Source organism: Citrobacter sp. C13 (assembly GCF_014596815.2).
GTDB classification, from domain to species: domain Bacteria; phylum Pseudomonadota; class Gammaproteobacteria; order Enterobacterales; family Enterobacteriaceae; genus Citrobacter; species Citrobacter portucalensis.
In genome coordinates, this window is the sequence record NZ_CP115024.1 from 2,096,718 (window position 1) to 2,114,603 (window position 17,886).

20 protein-coding genes are annotated in these 17,886 nt (G+C 50.7%); 12 read left to right on the forward strand and 8 right to left on the reverse strand.

All coding sequences use genetic code 11. The features are described 5' to 3' along the window. Positions 1 to 88 precede the first annotated feature (88 nt). Complete coding sequence (locus IB222_RS10040; RefSeq protein WP_003833800.1) at positions 89 to 319, reverse strand: DNA polymerase III subunit theta; 231 nt, start codon at positions 317 to 319, stop codon at positions 89 to 91. A gap of 143 nt (positions 320 to 462) precedes the next feature. On the opposite strand from IB222_RS10040, the gene yobA reads away from it, so the two are divergent. The 4 genes from yobA to pphA all read left to right on the forward strand — a co-directional run bounded on the left by yobA (position 463) and on the right by pphA (position 3,126). Further along, positions 463 to 837, forward strand: a complete 375-nt coding sequence (gene yobA / locus IB222_RS10045) for a CopC domain-containing protein YobA (protein WP_003833799.1) — start codon at positions 463 to 465, stop codon at positions 835 to 837. Positions 838 to 840: 3 nt separating this feature from the next. After that, a complete protein-coding gene (gene copD, locus IB222_RS10050; RefSeq protein WP_008785042.1) occupies positions 841 to 1,713 on the forward strand; it encodes a copper homeostasis membrane protein CopD in 873 nt (290 codons plus the stop codon). Between the two features lie 20 nt (positions 1,714 to 1,733). Next, positions 1,734 to 2,072, forward strand: coding sequence for a YebY family protein (locus IB222_RS10055; protein WP_003833793.1), 339 nt, complete (start codon positions 1,734 to 1,736; stop codon positions 2,070 to 2,072). A 412-nt stretch (positions 2,073 to 2,484) separates the two neighbouring features. Continuing rightward, positions 2,485 to 3,126 (forward strand): protein-serine/threonine phosphatase, encoded by a 642-nt coding sequence (gene pphA, locus IB222_RS10060; protein ID WP_149384879.1) that lies wholly within the window; start codon positions 2,485 to 2,487, stop codon positions 3,124 to 3,126. On the opposite strand, the gene IB222_RS10065 is transcribed toward pphA, so the two are convergent. From IB222_RS10065 to yebS, 5 genes are all read right to left on the reverse strand, one after another. Beyond that, positions 3,127 to 3,318, reverse strand: a complete 192-nt coding sequence (locus IB222_RS10065) for a YebW family protein (protein ID WP_149384880.1) — start codon at positions 3,316 to 3,318, stop codon at positions 3,127 to 3,129. Positions 3,319 to 3,420: 102 nt separating this feature from the next. Continuing rightward, entirely contained in the window at positions 3,421 to 3,657 is a 237-nt protein-coding gene (locus tag IB222_RS10070) for a YebV family protein (RefSeq protein WP_029139506.1), read from the reverse strand. A 100-nt stretch (positions 3,658 to 3,757) separates the two neighbouring features. Then, on the reverse strand, positions 3,758 to 5,146 hold the full coding sequence (rsmF, locus tag IB222_RS10075) for a 16S rRNA (cytosine(1407)-C(5))-methyltransferase RsmF (RefSeq protein WP_197971216.1): 1,389 nt from the start codon (positions 5,144 to 5,146) through the stop codon (positions 3,758 to 3,760). A gap of 115 nt (positions 5,147 to 5,261) precedes the next feature. Further along, positions 5,262 to 7,895, reverse strand: a complete 2,634-nt coding sequence (locus IB222_RS10080; protein WP_148361869.1) for a PqiB family protein — start codon at positions 7,893 to 7,895, stop codon at positions 5,262 to 5,264. Continuing rightward, on the reverse strand, positions 7,864 to 9,147 hold the full coding sequence (gene yebS, locus IB222_RS10085) for a membrane integrity lipid transport subunit YebS (protein WP_003833783.1): 1,284 nt from the start codon (positions 9,145 to 9,147) through the stop codon (positions 7,864 to 7,866). Before yebS ends, IB222_RS10080 begins: the two co-directional genes overlap by 32 nt. Before the next feature lie 128 nt (positions 9,148 to 9,275). On the opposite strand from yebS, the gene IB222_RS10090 reads away from it, so the two are divergent. The 4 genes from IB222_RS10090 to htpX all read left to right on the forward strand — a co-directional run bounded on the left by IB222_RS10090 (position 9,276) and on the right by htpX (position 13,698). Then, entirely contained in the window at positions 9,276 to 9,773 is a 498-nt protein-coding gene (locus IB222_RS10090) for a GAF domain-containing protein (RefSeq protein WP_003833782.1), read from the forward strand. 96 nt (positions 9,774 to 9,869) lie between these two features. Beyond that, the gene (proQ, locus tag IB222_RS10095; protein ID WP_003833781.1) at positions 9,870 to 10,556 is read left to right on the forward strand and encodes an RNA chaperone ProQ; all 687 of its coding nucleotides are present in this window, start codon (positions 9,870 to 9,872) and stop codon (positions 10,554 to 10,556) included. 19 nt (positions 10,557 to 10,575) lie between these two features. Continuing rightward, on the forward strand, positions 10,576 to 12,624 hold the full coding sequence (prc, locus tag IB222_RS10100) for a carboxy terminal-processing peptidase (protein ID WP_048235216.1): 2,049 nt from the start codon (positions 10,576 to 10,578) through the stop codon (positions 12,622 to 12,624). A gap of 192 nt (positions 12,625 to 12,816) precedes the next feature. Further along, positions 12,817 to 13,698 (forward strand): protease HtpX, encoded by an 882-nt coding sequence (gene htpX / locus IB222_RS10105; protein WP_003034964.1) that lies wholly within the window; start codon positions 12,817 to 12,819, stop codon positions 13,696 to 13,698. 47 nt (positions 13,699 to 13,745) lie between these two features. On the opposite strand, the gene IB222_RS10110 is transcribed toward htpX, so the two are convergent. Beyond that, on the reverse strand, positions 13,746 to 15,119 hold the full coding sequence (locus tag IB222_RS10110; RefSeq protein WP_149384881.1) for an MFS transporter: 1,374 nt from the start codon (positions 15,117 to 15,119) through the stop codon (positions 13,746 to 13,748). Between the two features lie 174 nt (positions 15,120 to 15,293). Between IB222_RS10110 and kdgR the strand changes: the two genes are divergently transcribed. After that, positions 15,294 to 16,085, forward strand: a complete 792-nt coding sequence (gene kdgR / locus IB222_RS10115) for a DNA-binding transcriptional regulator KdgR (RefSeq protein ID WP_003833778.1) — start codon at positions 15,294 to 15,296, stop codon at positions 16,083 to 16,085. A gap of 114 nt (positions 16,086 to 16,199) precedes the next feature. Here the strand turns inward: kdgR and IB222_RS10120 are convergent, their stop codons facing one another. Further along, complete coding sequence (locus IB222_RS10120; RefSeq protein ID WP_003034975.1) at positions 16,200 to 16,439, reverse strand: YobH family protein; 240 nt, start codon at positions 16,437 to 16,439, stop codon at positions 16,200 to 16,202. Between the two features lie 164 nt (positions 16,440 to 16,603). Between IB222_RS10120 and mgrB the strand changes: the two genes are divergently transcribed. The 3 genes from mgrB (at position 16,604) to IB222_RS10135 (ending at position 17,886) form a co-directional block, all read left to right on the forward strand. Continuing rightward, positions 16,604 to 16,747: a PhoP/PhoQ regulator MgrB gene (gene mgrB, locus IB222_RS10125; protein WP_003034977.1), complete on the forward strand. Its 144-nt coding sequence runs from the start codon at positions 16,604 to 16,606 to the stop codon at positions 16,745 to 16,747. A gap of 74 nt (positions 16,748 to 16,821) precedes the next feature. Continuing rightward, the gene (locus IB222_RS10130) at positions 16,822 to 17,106 is read left to right on the forward strand and encodes a YebO family protein (protein WP_148361873.1); all 285 of its coding nucleotides are present in this window, start codon (positions 16,822 to 16,824) and stop codon (positions 17,104 to 17,106) included. 636 nt (positions 17,107 to 17,742) lie between these two features. Further along, the gene (locus IB222_RS10135; protein WP_003034983.1) at positions 17,743 to 17,886 is read left to right on the forward strand and encodes a DUF2627 domain-containing protein; all 144 of its coding nucleotides are present in this window, start codon (positions 17,743 to 17,745) and stop codon (positions 17,884 to 17,886) included.

Below are 17,886 nucleotides of genomic sequence, written 5' to 3' on the forward strand. Positions count from 1 at the left end.
GTGTCTACAACCATCCTTAATGTGTGGATTAAGAATATGCTTATACTGTAGCAGGCGTCATGTAAGGAATCGTAACGTAATATAAGTTTTATTTAACTTTAGGCTCGTATGGTAAACGTGAAAGCGTAACGGATGCCAGACGGTGCGCGATGAGTCTTTCGCGGAACCAGTCGCGTAAATGCTCTGGCTGTTCGCGTTCAACAACTTCTGCAACAACGGGCATATTGTATCGCTCCTTAAATGCCACTCCAGCCGCAGCCAGATCGACATTGACCTTATCCATTTCCGCTTGCTCAAGTTTGGCCAGATTGATGTTCATGGGCTTTTCCTTTTCTCTGTCTTTCGGCGCGCAAAGTTACTAAGAGTGTGCGTTAATGGCAAGACAGAAATGATGATTCTCGACTCGACCATTGTAGAAGGTTATTCTCTACAGGTTAGACATAACAAAAAGGAATAGTTGAAATGGCTTCATCTGCATCTATGCTTCGCAACGCGCTCATCGTACTCGCCAGCGTTCTGGCAACACCTGCGGCATTGGCGCATGCCCACCTCACAAAACAAAGTCCGGCGGCTAACGCTGAAGTTGCGGCATCTCCTCAGGCGTTGACGCTGAATTTTTCTGAAGGCGTAGAGCCGGGATTCAGCGGTGCAACGCTGACCGGTCCTAACAAAGAACAGATCAAAACGGGCAAGGCATCGCGCAGTGAGCAGGACAAAACGCAGCTGATTGTTCCGCTTGATCAAACACTTGAAGCAGGAAAATATACGGTCGACTGGCACGTTGTCTCCGTGGATGGTCACAAGACGAAGGGGCAATATACCTTTAGCGTGAAATAACCAATGCTGGCATTTACCTGGGTTGCACTACGGTTTATCCATTTTACCGCTTTGATGCTGGTGTTTGGCTGTGCGCTTTACGGCGCATGGCTGGCTCCCGTTTCGGTTCGTCGTTTAATGATGCGTCGTTTTTTACGTCTGCAACGGCATGCTGCGACGTGGAGCTTTATCAGCGCGACGCTGATGCTGGCGATTCAGGGTGGGTTAATGGGCTCAGGCTGGCGGGATGTTGTCTCTACTGACGTTTGGCTCGCCGTGTTGCAAACGCAATTTGGTGGCGTCTGGTTATGGCAGATTATCCTCGCCTTGGTCACGCTGGTGGTGACCATCATGGTGCCGCGCAGTATGCCGCGACTACTGTTAATGCTGACTATTGCGCAGTTTATTTTGCTGGCTGGCGTCGGACATGCGACGCTGCACAGCGGTATCCCTGGCGCAATCCAGCAGGTTAACCACGCTTTACATTTGGTATGCGCTGCCGCCTGGTTCGGTGGTTTGCTGCCCGTACTTTACTGTATGCGAATGGCGCAAGGTCGCTGGCGGGAACAGGCCATCAGTACCATGATGCGCTTCTCACGCTATGGACATCTTTTCGTTATCGGTGTTTTACTAACCGGTATTATGAATGCGCTGTTTATTGTCGGTTTTTCTGTTCCCTGGCACATGGCTTACGGGCGACTGCTTTTGTTAAAAGGTGCCCTGGTCATGCTAATGGTGGCGATTGCGCTGGTGAATCGGTATGTTCTGGTACCACGCATGCGGCAGGATAACCGCGGCATGACTCTCTATTTTATTTGGATGACCAAGCTGGAATGGGGTATAGGAGCCGTTGTTCTGGCGATTGTCAGCCTGTTTGCAACCCTCGAACCTTTCTGATTGATGGACTGGCGAAACGCATGAAAAAAATCATTATCTCTTTATTACTCCTGGCAAGCTCCGGAGCCGCGCTGGCTGCGCCGCAGGTCATTACCGTCAGCCGTTTTGAGGTTGGCAAAGATAAGTGGGCGTTTAATCGGGAAGAGGTGATGCTGACCTGCCGTCCAGGTAACGCGCTGTATGTCATCAATCCCAGTACGCTGGTGCAATACCCGTTGAACGATGTCGCCAGACAGCAGGTGGAGAGCGGAAAAACCACGGCAAAGCCGATAGAGATTATCCAGATTGATGATCCGGCGAAACCGGGCGAAAAAATGAGCCTGGCACCGTTTGTAGAGCGTGCAGAAAAGCTCTGTTAATTGTCAGATGTAGCGCTCTGATTTCCAATAAAAAACCGCAAGGATCTCGCAGGAGAACTTGCGGTTTTTGCGTTTGGATGCGTAACAAACGTCCTTTTTTTCCGGCCACTTTAGCCGCGGACTGGAAAACCTGGCGCTGTCATCTATTCTTAAATGGCAGGGTAACTTAGCCTGCATTAATGCCAACTTTTAGCGCACGGCTCTCTCCCAAGAGCCATTTCCCTGGACCGAATACAGGAATCGTATTCGGTCTCTTTTTATGTGGCGAATGCGATGCCATCCAGGGCAAAACACGGCGTATTGCATGCTGCATTCTCCATAAACCATACCATACTCCTGCCCACGATCGTCCAGGCTTTTTTACCATCATTGCTAAAATTATAATCAGGTACCCTTGTAATCTGGAGGCAACATGGGACGACCTGGCAATATCTATCAACGAATCGACGGTACGCAGTGGCGTCACGTCTGGGTGGTTGGGGATATCCACGGATGCTTCTCGATGCTGATGGCTAAACTGCGCCAGTACCGTTTTGATCCCTGGCAGGATCTGCTGGTTTCAGTGGGGGATGTTATCGACCGTGGACCAGACAGTTTGCGTTGTCTGAAACTACTGCGTAAACGCTGGATTGTCGCGGTCAGGGGGAACCATGAACAGATGGCGCTGGACGCGCTGGCGACGGGGGATCAATTCATGTGGTTTATGAATGGTGGCTCGTGGTTCGAGCAGGCGGAGCAACCGGCAGCGAAATTCGCTCTTGAAGCGTGTTGGCAGTTACCCTGGATTCTGGAGCTGCATTGTCAGAACGGTATACACGTTATTGCTCATGCCGATTACCCGGATGATGATTATCAGTGGCTAAAAGAGATCGATTTACAGCGCGTGCTGTGGGACCGATCGAGACTGATGAACAGTGGTTGTGCGATTCGCGGCGCGGATCACTTCTGGTTTGGCCACACGCCGTTGCGCCATCGGCTGGATCGCGAGAATCTACACTATATTGATACCGGCGCTGTATTCGGCGGCGAGTTAACGCTGGTACAACTGCAATAATCAAAAATCGTTGTATTCCTGGGCCGGATACCAGAAACTGTCGATGTAGTCGTCCGCAGGTAAACATCCGCCGTTACGAATACGTTGATCGTCCATCGATATCAGGCACTGCCGCTCAGTTTTGTAGACATCAACCACGATATCTTCACAACCGCCATCCAGATAGCACACAAAAAGAACCAGCGTGAACATTCCATCCTCAAATGGTAAAGCCATACCTGTAGTGTAGAAGGTGTTGATAGATGAGGGAAATTAACCAAGAAATAACCCGTCTGGCGACGGGTTCTTTTTGAATCAGGCAAGGCGCATGATCCAGGCATCTGACTTACGATCGTAGTGTTCGCGAAATAGTACTGAATGTTCTCCGTTCAACAGGGCCGGGACGCTGGTGTCGGCATCCCAGGCATCCAGTTGCATACATAAATCTGGATCGGATTTACACGGAATGGTTAACGTTCGGTCCCCCGGCGATTCGCCATGTAACTCGGCGTCGTCGATTTCAAAAGCGCCAATGCGCACACTGGTTTTCATCATCGTGCTCTCCGTTAATTTGCTGGTTGTGGTACGACCAGTTAGGCCGTCCATTTTTCAGCGTAGTCAACGTTAGCAAAAGCGCCAGTAAAAACGTGCGTTATCCCATAAAGAGTTTGCCATCCCGGACAAGATCGCGCGGATAGCTATTCTTCAGTCGCGATCCAATGCGTTTTGCCAGACCGATCGGCTGATGCTGGAACGTAACCAGTACGTCGTCACTCGTCGGTGCGGTTTGCGGGTAAACATCTCTACCGCGATACCACTCTTCCGCTTCGGCAAGGGTCAGCTCGAATGCATGGCTGTGGTTCGGATCGGCGAGGGCGATAACGGCCTCATGCTGCCAGCGATACCCTTTATTGTGGGTTTCAGCCAGTTTGATCCCGAGTCGAGAAAAGCGAACCTTGCCAATCAGAGGTTCAATGTCAGTCGGGAACAGCCAGATCTCTTTATCGCGCTGCCACAGGCGTAAATTATCTTCCCACTGCAGTCCACAAGCGCTCGCGGCTTGCGCGACAAGCGCAGACTCGCGTCCCTTCAGCGGGCTAAACGGGAAGTTGCCGACTTTATATGTCGGCGCTGGTAGTGCAGGGATTGCAGCTGTTTTGCGCAAACGCGCCACGAAGAATCCTTCGCAATCGTAGATCTGCGGGAACACATGCAGGAACCCTTCCGGCGTCTGGGCGCGTTCGGCCTGCGGAAATAAATCGCCCAGAGGTAAAAACTCGACGGCATCCGGGTAAGTTTCAATCAACCACTGCATGATATTTTCATTTTCGTCACGATTAAGCGTACAGGTCGAGTAAACCAATGTGCCACCGGGACGCAGGGCGTGGAAGGCGCTGTCGAGTAGTTCGCGTTGGGTCGCGGCAATTTCCAGATTACTTTCTACAGACCAGTTTTTTAGCGCATCGGGGTCTTTACGCACCACGCCTTCACCGGAACACGGTGCATCGAGCAATATGGCATCAAATGATTCCGGCAACGCGGCACCAAATACGCGTCCGTCAAAATGGGTCAGGGCGACGTTGGCTATCCCGCAACGGCTGATATTGGCATGCAGGACTTTGACGCGACTGGCAGAAAACTCATTCGCCAGAATGGCACCTCGATTATTCATTTTTGCGGCAATTTGCGTGGTTTTGGAGCCGGGGGCGGCCGCAACATCCATTACGCGTTCCGGGGTATTGCCTGCGGCAAACAGCGCAGCGACTGGCAGCATTGAGCTGGCTTCCTGAATATAAAACAGGCCGCTTAAATGTTCTGCTGTGCTGCCGAGCGGCACTGACTCTTCATCATCGCGTTCGATCCAGAAACCTTCCGTACACCAGGGAATCGGAGTGAGAGACCAGTTGTAAGGTGCTGTCAGCGCGAGGAAATCGGCAACGGAGATTTTCAGCGTATTGACGCGAATGCTGCGGCGCAACGGGCGCTGACAGGCAGCGAGAAATTCATCGAATGAGAGCGTGGAAGGCATTGCTTCACGCATTTGAGTCAGAAAGGCGTCGGGAAAATAAGCCACTTGGTACCACCGGCAAAAAAACAGGTGCGCAGTGTAGCATAACTGCTCCGGCGTACGTACTCGCGCCGGAGCAGTGGATACATTAACGTGGCAGGGCGGTGCCCCATTCACGCCACTCTTTCGGTTCGCTTTCCAGCAACAGGAAGTGTTTACCTGCCTGTGCTTTAGGTGCCAGCGGTGTACCCGGTGGTGTCGCGAAGGCGATGCCGCCGCGGATGAACTGATTGAAGGTACCAGTCTTCACGACACCGCCGGTCAAACCGAAGTCGAGATTGTAGCCGGATGCCAGCCAGAACACCGAGTTGTTGCGTACCAGATGCTGATAGCGTTGGCTAATGCGCATGGCAACCATCACACGATCGGAAAGCGAGCCCAGCGTCAGCCCGGTGACGGTCCCCACTTCAATACCTCTGAACAACACCGGGGTTCCGATATTCAGCGAACCTGCTTCTGGTGCTTCAACCACAATACTCAGACCATCGAGGTAACGAGAGTCGGTAATGGTGGCTTCCTGCAGCTCAAAATCACGGCGCGGATTACCGCGTCCGGGTTCAACGTTGATATACGGCTGCAGGATTGTATCCAGATGCTCCACGCCCGCTGCCGAAATTTGTGGGGTGATCACAGAGAAACGGGTACCGCTTCGCGCAAAAGTCTGCACGTATTCCGGGTACAGAACCGCTTTTGCCTGAACTTCGTTACGGGCGGTGATCAGCTCAAGCGTTTGGATCTGGCCGATATCGATTCCCAGATAGCGAATCGGCATGCCGGCAGCGAGTTTACCGGCATCGAACGCATGCAGAGTTATCTGGCCGCCTACCGCACGCGCGGCGGTTTCTGAAGCATACAGAATACGCTTGTCACCTTTGCGTTGGCTGGCGCTGGCACCGCTTAAATTATCGAAGCTGATCGCCCCTTTGAGCGCGCGTGAAAGGGGAGATGCCTGTACGGTTAATCCGCTGCCGTTAAGCTGAACTTTTGCTCCGCCTTCGGCCCAGAATACGCTGTTGCTGGTCAACAGGTTGCGATATTCCGGTTTGATATGCAGATCGATATCAAACGCATCGGCGCGAGGACGAACGCTAATCACTTCACCGACCTCGAATTTGCGGTAAAGCACCACCGAACCGGCCTGCACATCAGGCAGCGTTTCGGCGCTCAGGCTGACCGTGGTGGTTGGCAGATCGCTCAGGCTGTTTTCAATCGCTTTCTCCAGGTTAGCGTACAGCGGGTAGCTTTTTTTCATTTCACCCTTAGTACCGGGCAAAATACGAATGCCGCCGCTGAGCCACTCACTGGCGCTGGCGCCAAGGAACTCCACGCCATCAAGTCCGACTTTGACATCCACGCGGCTGTTAACCACGAACTTACTGTCACCTTGCACCAGGTCACGATGCTGTGGTTCAACAGCAACGGTAAATGAGACGCCTTTGCTGGAAAGCGTACGCTCAATCACCTGACCGACCTGTACGCCGTGGAGAATCAGCGGCTGGCCAGCATCAATACCGTAACTCTCCGGTGCGGTCAGTGTAAACGTCATGACGCCTGGGTCGTGTAACAACGACTTCTCAGCGGGAATAACGACAAACTGGTTACGCGGCTCGCCTTCGCCAGGTACCAGCTCGAAAGTTTTACCTGTCAGCAGCGAACTGAGATTCGCATCGCTTAACGATAATTTAGGGCTGTGTAATTCAATTCGTGTGTTGTCACGCAGCAGCGTTACGACGCTGGGATCGACCGTCATTTCGCCGGTGACTTTACCGCCTGGGTTTAAATCCAGTTTTGTGAGCTGACCGACTTCTAATCCTTGATACATCAGCGATGTTGAGCCTGCTTTGAGTCCATCTCCGCTGGGTAAATCAAGCTTGACGATCACTCCACGTTGGCTGTGTGCGAGATCCTGATATAGACCAAACGTGTCGTCTGCCGCAGCGGGTTTTGAGTCTTCGGGTGAATCAAAAGCAATGGCGCCGTTGACCAGCGCCGCCAGACTCTCCAGTTTTACCTTCGCACCGCTAAGGCTGACATCCGCATCCACACCGGAGACGTTCCAGAAGCGGCTGCCTTTTTTCACCAGATTGGTAAAACGGCGTTCGATCAGCACGTCGATGGTTACACCTTGGTTATTTGGGTTAATGGTGTAGTCATAGACCCGGCCCACCGGAATCTTACGGAAATAAACCAGCGAACCGCTATTAAGCGATCCGAGATCAGGGGCGCGCAGATGCAGCATTAAATCGCCATTATCCAGGCGATACTTGGGCTGAGTGTCGAGGGCGACGAAATGATCCTCGGCCTCGCCAGTACCGGGCATCATGCCGATATAGTTGCCACCAACCAACGCATCCAGACCAGAAACTCCAGCCAGCGACGCCTTTGGCGTCACCAGCCAGAACTGGGTATCTTTGCGCAGAGCATCTTTCATGCTCGATTTGATGCTGACGCGAACTTCAATTTTGCGTAGATCTTTGCTGAGGTTGATATCCTGTACCGTGCCCACTTCAACGCCCTGATAGCGAACGGGAGTACGGCCTGGCACAATGCCGTCCGCAGACATAAAGTCAATGGTCACGGTATTGCCGCGATCTTCATAGCTTCCCCAGATAAGCCATCCTGCGATCATCAGCGCGATGAACGGCAGCAGCCAGAACGGGGAGATACGGCGTTTTGTTTTAATCTGCGCTTCAGTCTGCGAAGCGGGCGTTTCCTGACTCATGTGCATCCCAAAGTAAGCGGCTGTCCAGCCATTCCACAGCAAGAATAGTCAATATTACCGCTGCGCCGAAATAAAACGCAGCCGGTCCCATAGTAAAAGCAAGTATCTGATCGCGATTTATCAGCGACATGGTTAACGCGATAACAAAGAGATCCAGCATCGACCAGCGGCCAATCCAGGTCACCATACGCAGTAGTTTTATACGGGTGCGCAACCCTTGTTCACAATTAAAGTGGATGCTGAATAGCAACGTAAACATCACAATCACTTTGGTAAATGGCACTAATATACTGGCGATAAACACGATCGCCGCTACGCCGACATTACTGTTTGCCAAAGACATTATGCCTGACAGGATTGTGTCTTCCTGCCGGCCGCCGTTGACATAAATTACCGAGATGGGCAGCAGGTTAGCGGGTAAAAGCAGGACAATCGAGGCCAGCAGAGCCGCCCAACACTTTTGGATACTTTGATTTCTGCGCCAGCGCAACGGAATATGGCAGCGGGGGCAGCGACCGCGGGCGTCCGGATAACCTGTAAAATGGCAGCCAAGGCAGACGCGGAGCTTATCATCGGGCCGACGAGCCGGTCTTTGCGGGTAGAAACGGTCCCAAAGCTGCTCAACGTTAAGATGCGACAGCGTCAAAATACTGAGGATCACCAGCGCAATAAAAGCAAACAGCCCCACGCCAGGCTGCAAAAAAGCATAGTCCTGAACCTTGATTGATGCGACACCGATACCCACCAGGTAAATATCGAGCATCACCCACTCTTTGAGTCTTTCCAGCATTAGCAGCACCGGGCGCAGGTTCATCCCGAGAATATTACCAAACCACAGATAAGCGATTGAAGTCACGAGAATTAGCGGCGCGCCAGCGACGCAAAAAAGCACGAAGGAGGCGGTAAGGGGGTCACCTTGTCGGGTCATTTGCCAGATGCCTTGCATCACATTGGCATCAATGCGCACGCCTAATAAATAGATGTGCAGGAGTGGCTCTCCCCAGGCAAAGGGCATCAGCAGCAACATGGTGAAAGCCATTGCCGCCAGTCGCGTTAACGACCAGTCGCGTCCGTCACGAATTTTTGCCTGGCAGCGTGGGCAAAAGGCACTTTGGTGCGAACGCATTTTAGGCAAGCTAAATATCAGGTCACATTCAGGGCAGCGATGATAATGTGCACGAGGTAGTGCCTCACCGATGGACCTGATGGCTATTTTTTTAGTTGGCGTGATGCGTGGTGTCGTTAAGGCCATGTATCGCGAATCAAATTGTTGAAGTAATGTTATCTTAACTCATGACGGGAATGATCTTGAGCATTAACGCATTTAATGTTTATTTTAGTAGGCTGCAGTTTTAAGTAAGACAACTAAGTGATTATATAATGAACAAAATAGAGCTATACACGGATCTGAACCGTGATTTTCAGGCATTGATGGCAGGTGAAACCAGTTTTCTGGCAACGCTGGCGAATACCAGCGCATTGTTGTACGAGCGTCTTGCAGAAGTGAATTGGGCCGGTTTTTACCTGCTTGAGGACGATACGCTGGTGCTTGGTCCCTTCCAGGGCAAAATTGCCTGCGTGCGGATCCCGGTAGGGCGCGGTGTGTGCGGTACCGCAGTGGCGCAGAACCAGGTTCAGCGTATTGAGGACGTACATGCTTTTGATGGGCACATCGCCTGTGATGCCGCCAGCAATGCTGAAATCGTCCTGCCGATCGCTGTCGACAATCAGATAATAGGCGTGCTGGATATTGATAGCACGGCATTTGGCCGCTTTACTGAAGAAGATGAACAAGGTCTGCGTACGCTTGTGGCACAGCTTGAAACCGTGCTTGCAACGACGGATTACAAAAAATTCTTTGCGCGCGTCGCAGGATAATCAACGGATAACGTAGCAATTACTGATGACGTCATTATAATGTCGCCTGTTCATGCCTGCGCTTGTTGGCTACGTCCGTTGTAATCAGGAAATTTCATGGAAAATCAACCTAAGTTGAATAGCAGTAAAGAAGTCATCGCGTTTCTGGCCGAACGCTTCCCGCAGTGTTTTAGTGCGGAAGGCGAAGCGCGCCCACTGAAAATTGGCATTTTTCAGGATCTGGTAGAGCGTGTTGAGGGTGAAATGAACCTCAGCAAGACTCAGCTCCGTTCTGCCTTACGTCTCTATACTTCAAGCTGGCGCTATCTGTATGGCGTTAAATTGGGCGCAACGCGTGTTGATCTCGACGGCAACCCTTGTGGTGAGCTGGATGAACAACATGTTGAACATGCTCGCAAACAGCTGGAAGAAGCTAAAGCCCGTGTTCAGGCGCAACGCGCAGAGCAACAGGCGAAAAAACGCGAAGCGGCCGCTGCCGCCGGTGAAAAAGAAGACGCACCGCGTCGCGAGCGTAAGCCGCGTCCTGCACCGCGTCGTAAAGAAGGTGCTGAGCGTAAACCTCGCGCTGAAAAACCAGCAGCAAAAGCACCGCGTGCTCCTCGCGAAGAACAGCATACCCCGGTATCTGATATTTCAGTACTGACGGTAGGGCAGTCTCTGAAGGTGAAAGCAGGAAATAATGCGATGGATGCCACCGTATTAGAAATCACCAAAGATGGCGTCCGTGTACAGCTGAATTCGGGTATGTCTTTGATTGTACGCGCAGAACACCTGGTGTTCTGAAACGGAGGCCAGGCCTGGCATGAACACTTTTTTTAGGCTTACTGCGTTAGCTGGTCTGCTTGCATTAGCAGGCCAGGCACTTGCTGTGGAAGACATCACGCGTGCCGATCAAATCCCCGTTTTAAAGGAAGAAACCCAGCATGCGACGGTAAGCGAACGTGTGACGTCGCGTTTTACGCGATCACACTATCGCCAGTTCGATCTGGATCAGGCGTTTTCGGCAAAAATTTTTGACCGCTATTTGAATTTGCTCGACTACAGCCACAACGTGCTGTTGGCGAGCGATATCGAACAGTATGCAAAAAAGAAAACGGTCCTCGGCGATGAACTGCGCACCGGCAAGCTGGATGTCTTTTACGATCTCTATAATCTGGCGCAAAAACGCCGATTTGAACGTTATCAGTACGCATTAAGCGTACTGGCACGTCCAATGGATTTCACCGGTAACGACACCTTTAACCTCGACCGAAGCAAAGCGCCGTGGCCGAAGAGCGAAGCAGAGCTTAATGCGCTGTGGGACGGCAAGGTTAAATTTGACGAACTCAGCCTGAAGCTGACCGGTAAAACCGATGCGGAAATCCGCGAAACGCTGACGCGCCGCTACAAATTTGCGATTCGCCGTCTGGCACAGACCAACAGCGAAGATGTGTTCTCACTGGCGATGACAGCTTTCGCCCGTGAAATCGACCCGCATACTAACTATCTCTCTCCGCGCAATACCGAGCAGTTCAATACTGAAATGAGCTTGTCTTTGGAAGGTATTGGCGCGGTTCTGCAGATGGATGATGACTACACCGTCATTAACTCCATGGTGGCAGGTGGTCCGGCAGCCAAGAGCAAAGCGATCAGCGTTGGCGATCGTATTGTCGGCGTCGGACAGACGGGCAAGGGCATGGTCGATGTGATTGGCTGGCGTCTGGATGATGTCGTGGCACTGATCAAAGGGCCTAAAGGCAGCAAGGTACGCCTTGAAATTCTGCCTGCCGGTAAAGGTACCAAGACGCGCACCGTGACGCTAACGCGTGAACGTATCCGTCTCGAAGACCGCGCCGTTAAAATGTCCGTGAAAACCGTCGGCAAAGAAAAAGTTGGCGTACTGGATATTCCTGGCTTCTATGTAGGCCTGACTGATGATGTCAAAGTCCAGTTGCAGAAACTGGAAAAACAGAACGTCAGCAGTATCATCATAGATCTGCGTACCAACGGCGGTGGAGCGCTGACCGAAGCGGTTTCGCTTTCCGGTCTGTTCATTCCTTCCGGCCCGGTGGTTCAGGTTCGTGACAATAACGGTAAAGTGCGTGAAGACAGTGATACCGACGGCGTTGTGTACTACAAAGGCCCGCTGGTGGTATTGGTCGATCGCTTCAGCGCCTCAGCTTCAGAGATTTTCGCTGCGGCAATGCAGGATTATGGCCGAGCGCTGATCGTTGGTGAACCCACCTTCGGTAAAGGCACCGTTCAGCAGTATCGCTCCCTGAACCGTATTTACGATCAGATGCTGCGTCCGGAATGGCCTGCGCTGGGTTCTGTTCAGTACACGATCCAGAAATTCTACCGCGTAAACGGTGGCAGCACGCAGCGTAAGGGTGTTACGCCGGATATCATCATGCCGACAGGTAATGAAGAAACTGAAACTGGCGAGAAGTTTGAAGATAACGCGCTGCCGTGGGACAGCATTGATGCGGCGACCTACACCAAGTCAGATAATCTGACGCCGTTCGGACCTGAATTGCTGAAAGAGCACAATGCACGTATTGCGAACGATCCTGAGTTCCAGTACATCATGAAGGACATTGCGCGTTTCAATGCGATGAAGGATAAGCGCAACATCGCTTCTCTGAATTACGCTCAGCGTGAAAAAGAGAATAACGAAGATGACGCAATGCGTCTGGCGCGTATTAACGATCGGTTCAAGCGTGAAGGCAAACCGCTGCTGAAGAAACTGGACGATCTACCGAAGGATTACCAGGAGCCGGATCCATACCTGGATGAAACGGTAAAAATCGCGCTCGACCTGGCGCATCTTGAAAAAGAAAAGCCAGCGGAACAGCCCGCAACCAGTCAATAACCTCGAACAGGCACAAGAAATTGTGCCTGTTTTTTTAACAAGTGCATGAAGACGTCAGTCTGATACGATAAAATGTAAAGTTGTGTCTTTCTGGTGACTTAGCACCTATGGATGCTTGAAAATAGTCATAAGACCCATACGATATGGGTAATCGCATAGTGCGTTTTGTTAAATTGAGGTTAAAAGAAAATTATGATGCGAATCGCGCTTTTCCTGCTGACGAACCTGGCTGTGATGGTCGTTTTCGGGCTGGTATTGAGCCTGACAGGGATTCAGTCAAGCAGCGTTCAAGGCTTGTTGATCATGGCACTGCTGTTTGGTTTTGGTGGTTCCTTCATTTCGTTGCTGATGTCCAAATGGATGGCGTTAAAGTCCGTTGGCGGGGAAGTGATCGAACAGCCTCGCAATGAAAGAGAACGCTGGCTGATGAATACAGTTGCGAACCAGGCCCGCCAGGCCGGGATCGCTATGCCGCAGGTTGCAATCTACCATGCGCCAGATATTAACGCGTTTGCTACCGGTGCGCGCCGGGATGCCTCGCTGGTGGCTGTAAGTACTGGCCTGTTGCAAAACATGAGTCCGGATGAAGCCGAAGCGGTTATCGCGCATGAGATCAGCCACATTGCTAATGGCGATATGGTTACCATGACGCTAATTCAGGGTGTGGTGAACACCTTCGTTATCTTTATCTCACGTATTCTGGCGCAGATTGCCGCTGGGTTTATGGGCGGTAACCGCGATGAGGGAGAGGGTAGTAACGGTAACCCGTTAATCTACTTTGCGGTAGCGACGGTACTGGAGCTGGTATTTGGTATTCTGGCGAGCATTATTACGATGTGGTTCTCACGTCATCGTGAATTCCATGCGGATGCAGGCTCAGCGAAACTGGTGGGTCGTGAAAAAATGATCGCCGCGCTACAGCGCCTGAAAACCAGCTATGAGCCGCAGGAAGCGACCAGCATGATGGCGTTCTGCATCAACGGTAAATCCAAATCGTTGAGTGAGCTGTTTATGACTCACCCGCCGTTGGACAAACGTATTGAAGCGCTGCGCAGCGGTGAATACCTGAAATAATTGGCAGCAGACTAAAAATAAAAAGCGCGTCGACAGACGCGCTTTTTTTATGCCTGAACTCGCGGTTGTGTGATACGTAAGCCACTCACGATTGCGGCCAGCGAAGCCAGAATACCCGCTGTTATCAGCGAGACGTGTGTTCCGCTGTCACCAAACTGATTTAGCATCAGCGCAACCAGTGCGGCCCCGGTACTCTGGCCCAGTAAACGCGCCGTTCCGAGCATACCGCTCGCGCCTCCGCTACGATCACGCGGCGCGGAGGTGATGATGGTGTGATTATTCGGTGACTGGAACAAGCCAAAACCCGCACCGCACAAAATCATTGGCCAGATGATATTAAAATCAGAAGGTGATGCGGGCAGCAACACCAGCGAAAACAGCCCACACGCCATTACTGCCATGCCCAGCGCGCCCAGCAGACCCGCATGAACACGTTCAATCAGATATCCCGCCAGTGGGGCCATCACCATGGTTGCCAGCGGCCACGGCGTCAGTAGCAGGCCCGTTTCAACCTCGCTGCGCCCGAGAACCGTTTGCATGAAAAAGGGGAGAGAAACCATTGCCAGCATTTGTGCGCTGAATGAACAGATTGAGGTGCAAATAGAGAGTGAAAACAGCGGAATGCGTAGCAGATCAACCGGCAATAACGGTACTGGCAATGCGAGTTGGCGGCGGATAAAGAAAAACCCTACCACGAGAAGCCCCACCAGTTCAGCACCAATCAATTTTAGCGACTGTCCCTGTGCAAACCCGCTGAGTGCCGTGATTAACAAACCGAATGTTAAGGCGTTCATTACTGCGCTGGGCAGATCAAAGCGCGGTTTATTGCCACGTGAAGAATTGGGGGGCAAAAAACGCATAGCCAGTAGCAGGGCGATGATCCCCAGCGGGACGTTAATCAGAAATAGCCATTTCCACGAGGCAATAGAGAGAATTGCCGCCGCAATAGTCGGACCCGCTGCCGAGGAGGCTGCCACAATAAAGGAGTTAATACCCATTCCGCGGCCAAGCTGGCGCTGAGGATAAATGAGTCGGATCAATGCCGTATTAACGCTCATCAGCGCCGCGCCGCCAAACCCCTGAGCCACGCGCGCTAACGTCAGCATATGTAGCGAGTCTGACAAGGCACAAAACAGCGATGCCAACAGAAACACGACCAGACCACACTTATAAATGCGTCGGTAGCCAAACATATCACCTAAAAAAGAGAGCGATAACAGCGAAACAACGATCGCAATTTGGTAGGCGTTCACAATCCAGATTGAGCTGGCGGGTGAGGCCTGAAGATCGGTGGCGATAGTGGGGAGGGCAACGTTCGCTATTGCGCCATCGAGTACTGCCATAGAGATGCCAATAACAATGGTTAAAATTGCGCCATATCGCTGGGGCAATGGCAGACCATCGGTCTGAGTTTTTTCCATAGGAAGTCAATATTGTCGGAATTTATGATGAGAATAATAATTTTAGCATTGATATTCAGGCGTTAGGTCGCAGATTTGTAACTAAGTAAGCAAAGAGCGATTGCGAGGGCTGATACGTGAAATTATAATAAAAACCGGTTCTGATTTTTATAAAACACTCGAAAGGGGTGATAAATGGCAATCGCAGATCTGGATAAACAACCCGATTCTGTATCTTCCGTGCTGAAGGTTTTTGGCATCCTGCAGGCGCTGGGTGAAGAGCGCGAAATTGGTATTACCGAGTTGTCGCAACGCGTCATGATGTCAAAAAGCACCGTTTATCGCTTTTTGCAGACCATGAAAACGCTGGGTTATGTGGCACAAGAAGGGGAATCTGAGAAATACTCACTGACCCTGAAACTATTCGAGCTGGGTGCTCGCGCGTTGCAAAACGTCGATCTTATCCGTAGCGCTGATATTCAGATGCGCGAACTTTCGCGCCTGACCAAAGAGACAGTACACCTTGGCGCACTGGATGAAGACAGCATCGTCTACATTCATAAAATCGACTCCATGTACAATCTGCGCATGTATTCTCGCGTAGGTCGCCGTAATCCACTGTACAGCACGGCTATCGGTAAAGTTCTGCTGGCATGGCGTGACCGCGATGAAGTGAAGCAAATTCTGGACGGTATTGAGTACAAACGCAGCACCGACCGTACTATTACCAATACTGATGAACTGCTGGTACTGCTGGATAAAGTCCGTGAGCAGGGCTACGGTGAAGACAACGAAGAACAGGAAGAAGGTCTGCGCTGCATCGGTGTGCCGGTGTTTGACCGTTTCGGTGTAGTAATTGCGGGCTTGAGTATTTCATTCCCGACGCTGCGTTTCTCAGAAGAACGTTTGCACGAGTATGTGGCGATGCTGCATACGGCTGCGCGTAAAATTTCAGAACAAATGGGTTATAACGACTATCCGTTCTAATCTGACGTAATAGCGTCAACGTAAAAACCCCAGGTATTTTTGTATCTGGGGTTTTTTATGAACAGTCATAAAGTTAGTTGGTGCAAATAACGTAGCGTATGTATTGTTGCTATATTAACCGTTATCAATAATGACCGTACTTTTTCTTAACAAAGGACAATCCGACAGGCCAATGATACCGCTGTTTGTGTGGACGTATTGCGCGGTGCTGGTTCCGCGGGCGGTCAGATATTGGCATTGCAAGCCCAGACCCGCTGCATTCTCCTTACTTCCAATCAAAATTCCGTAGCCGCTCAGTAATAAACCGATCCAAACCAGAGCTAACAACACAATAGCGCGGATTATCAGACGCATTACAACCTCTTATCTTTTCTCGTTATTATTAGATTAGCCTGTACATGGGATGAAACAAGTGAATCATTCCTAAAAAGATTGAATGCCGATACAGTTAACGCTGGGTTTAGGTAACGCATGATAATTTATAGACATAAGATGTAGATTCGAAGAGTGGAGCTGGAGTGAAAAAAATTCGCTGGGTGGTGCTGATAGTTGTCGTGCTGGTATGCATACTGATGTGGGCGCAAGTGTTCAACATCATGTGCGATCAGGATGTACAATTTTTCAGCGGTATTTGTGCCATTAATAAATTTATTCCCTGGTAAGCGCATTTTTGCCACAGTTGATTACCTTCTTGTGCGGCAGTGGTAAACTACGCTGTCTACATTGAGGTGGTAAAATGAACGAAGTTTTGAATTCTGGCGCGTTGAGTTTGGCGTCTTTGGCTGTATCGGTGGTGATTCTGGTTGTCGGGCTTGTACTGTGGTTTTTCGTCAATCGGGCAAGTTCGCGTACTAATGAGCAGATTGAGCTGCTCGAAGCATTGTTAGATCAACAAAAAAGACAGAACGCATTGCTCCGTCGCCTTTGCGAAGCTAACGAACCTGAAAAAGCGGCAGGGCCTGCTGCGGTCACAGCGAAGGATGAAGATGATGACATCATCCGCCTGGTAGCTGAGCGTTAAAAGCGGTATGACAGGGTGAAGATCTGTTGCTTTTGTTCTCAGATGCTTCATCCTGTCGCCAACGTGCCAGATTATTTTCTTCTGCACATGTCGTGTAATTAGCACTCTGATACGCGTGTAAACTCAGTATTTTCAGATGCTCCAACCAATTAATATCTTATCCCCGGTCTGATATAAATATAATTTCCCATACGATAAAAATATGATTATGTCATTTTTGTGATAGCGATCGTTTTATTAACAGCGAAACGTTTCTCTTACTTTTTTTGTGCATTGTCATCATTCTTTCATTATTTTGGTGCAAAAGCAGAAGGCGGATCTCATTTTTACGCTTGTGACATTTTATGCATTACTAAGCATAAAAAATGATATCCGGCACACCCTGTAACAGCTAATCTGGAATAACCGAAGCTATTGAGCTATGGTAGAAATGTCCCGGCAATGGTGCAAGCCAGGCGGGGGATGGGGCGAGCGGCGGGAATATAACACTACTCGGTGTGGCGCATAACTGTGCAGTTGCTGTTTGATGAACGACGGGATTTGTGCGACCGATCGAGACACGTTTAAAAATGGCTTGCCATTATTAACGTTGTATGTGATAACACGTTTTGGGTTAAACGAGGTACAGTTCTGTTTATGTGTGGCATTTTCAGTAAAGAAGTCCTGAGTAAACACGTTGACGTTGAATACCGCTTCTCTGCCGAACCTTATATTAGTGCCTCAAGCAGTAATGTCTCAGTTTTATCTATGTTATGCCTGCGGGCGAAGAAAATACTCTAA

Bases quoted from the DNA above. Each gene is read 5' to 3' on its own strand.
- IB222_RS10055 (WP_003833793.1), top strand. From the start codon at position 1,734: ATGAAAAAAATCATTATCTCTTTATTACTCCTGGCAAGCTCCGGAGCC.
- rsmF (WP_197971216.1), bottom strand. From the start codon at position 5,146: ATGCGTGAAGCAATGCCTTCCACGCTCTCATTCGATGAATTTCTCGCT.
- IB222_RS10065 (WP_149384880.1), bottom strand. From the start codon at position 3,318: ATGTTCACGCTGGTTCTTTTTGTGTGCTATCTGGATGGCGGTTGTGAA.
- proQ (WP_003833781.1), top strand. From the start codon at position 9,870: ATGGAAAATCAACCTAAGTTGAATAGCAGTAAAGAAGTCATCGCGTTT.
- htpX (WP_003034964.1), top strand. From the start codon at position 12,817: ATGATGCGAATCGCGCTTTTCCTGCTGACGAACCTGGCTGTGATGGTC.
- IB222_RS10120 (WP_003034975.1), bottom strand. From the start codon at position 16,439: ATGCGTCTGATAATCCGCGCTATTGTGTTGTTAGCTCTGGTTTGGATC.
- yebS (WP_003833783.1), bottom strand. From the start codon at position 9,147: ATGGCCTTAACGACACCACGCATCACGCCAACTAAAAAAATAGCCATC.
- IB222_RS10090 (WP_003833782.1), top strand. From the start codon at position 9,276: ATGAACAAAATAGAGCTATACACGGATCTGAACCGTGATTTTCAGGCA.
- IB222_RS10110 (WP_149384881.1), bottom strand. From the start codon at position 15,119: ATGGAAAAAACTCAGACCGATGGTCTGCCATTGCCCCAGCGATATGGC.
- IB222_RS10040 (WP_003833800.1), bottom strand. From the start codon at position 319: ATGAACATCAATCTGGCCAAACTTGAGCAAGCGGAAATGGATAAGGTC.
- kdgR (WP_003833778.1), top strand. From the start codon at position 15,294: ATGGCAATCGCAGATCTGGATAAACAACCCGATTCTGTATCTTCCGTG.
- IB222_RS10080 (WP_148361869.1), bottom strand. From the start codon at position 7,895: ATGAGTCAGGAAACGCCCGCTTCGCAGACTGAAGCGCAGATTAAAACA.
- pphA (WP_149384879.1), top strand. From the start codon at position 2,485: ATGGGACGACCTGGCAATATCTATCAACGAATCGACGGTACGCAGTGG.
- prc (WP_048235216.1), top strand. From the start codon at position 10,576: ATGAACACTTTTTTTAGGCTTACTGCGTTAGCTGGTCTGCTTGCATTA.
- copD (WP_008785042.1), top strand. From the start codon at position 841: ATGCTGGCATTTACCTGGGTTGCACTACGGTTTATCCATTTTACCGCT.
- IB222_RS10070 (WP_029139506.1), bottom strand. From the start codon at position 3,657: ATGAAAACCAGTGTGCGCATTGGCGCTTTTGAAATCGACGACGCCGAG.
- IB222_RS10135 (WP_003034983.1), top strand. From the start codon at position 17,743: ATGTGTGGCATTTTCAGTAAAGAAGTCCTGAGTAAACACGTTGACGTT.
- IB222_RS10130 (WP_148361873.1), top strand. From the start codon at position 16,822: ATGAACGAAGTTTTGAATTCTGGCGCGTTGAGTTTGGCGTCTTTGGCT.
- yobA (WP_003833799.1), top strand. From the start codon at position 463: ATGGCTTCATCTGCATCTATGCTTCGCAACGCGCTCATCGTACTCGCC.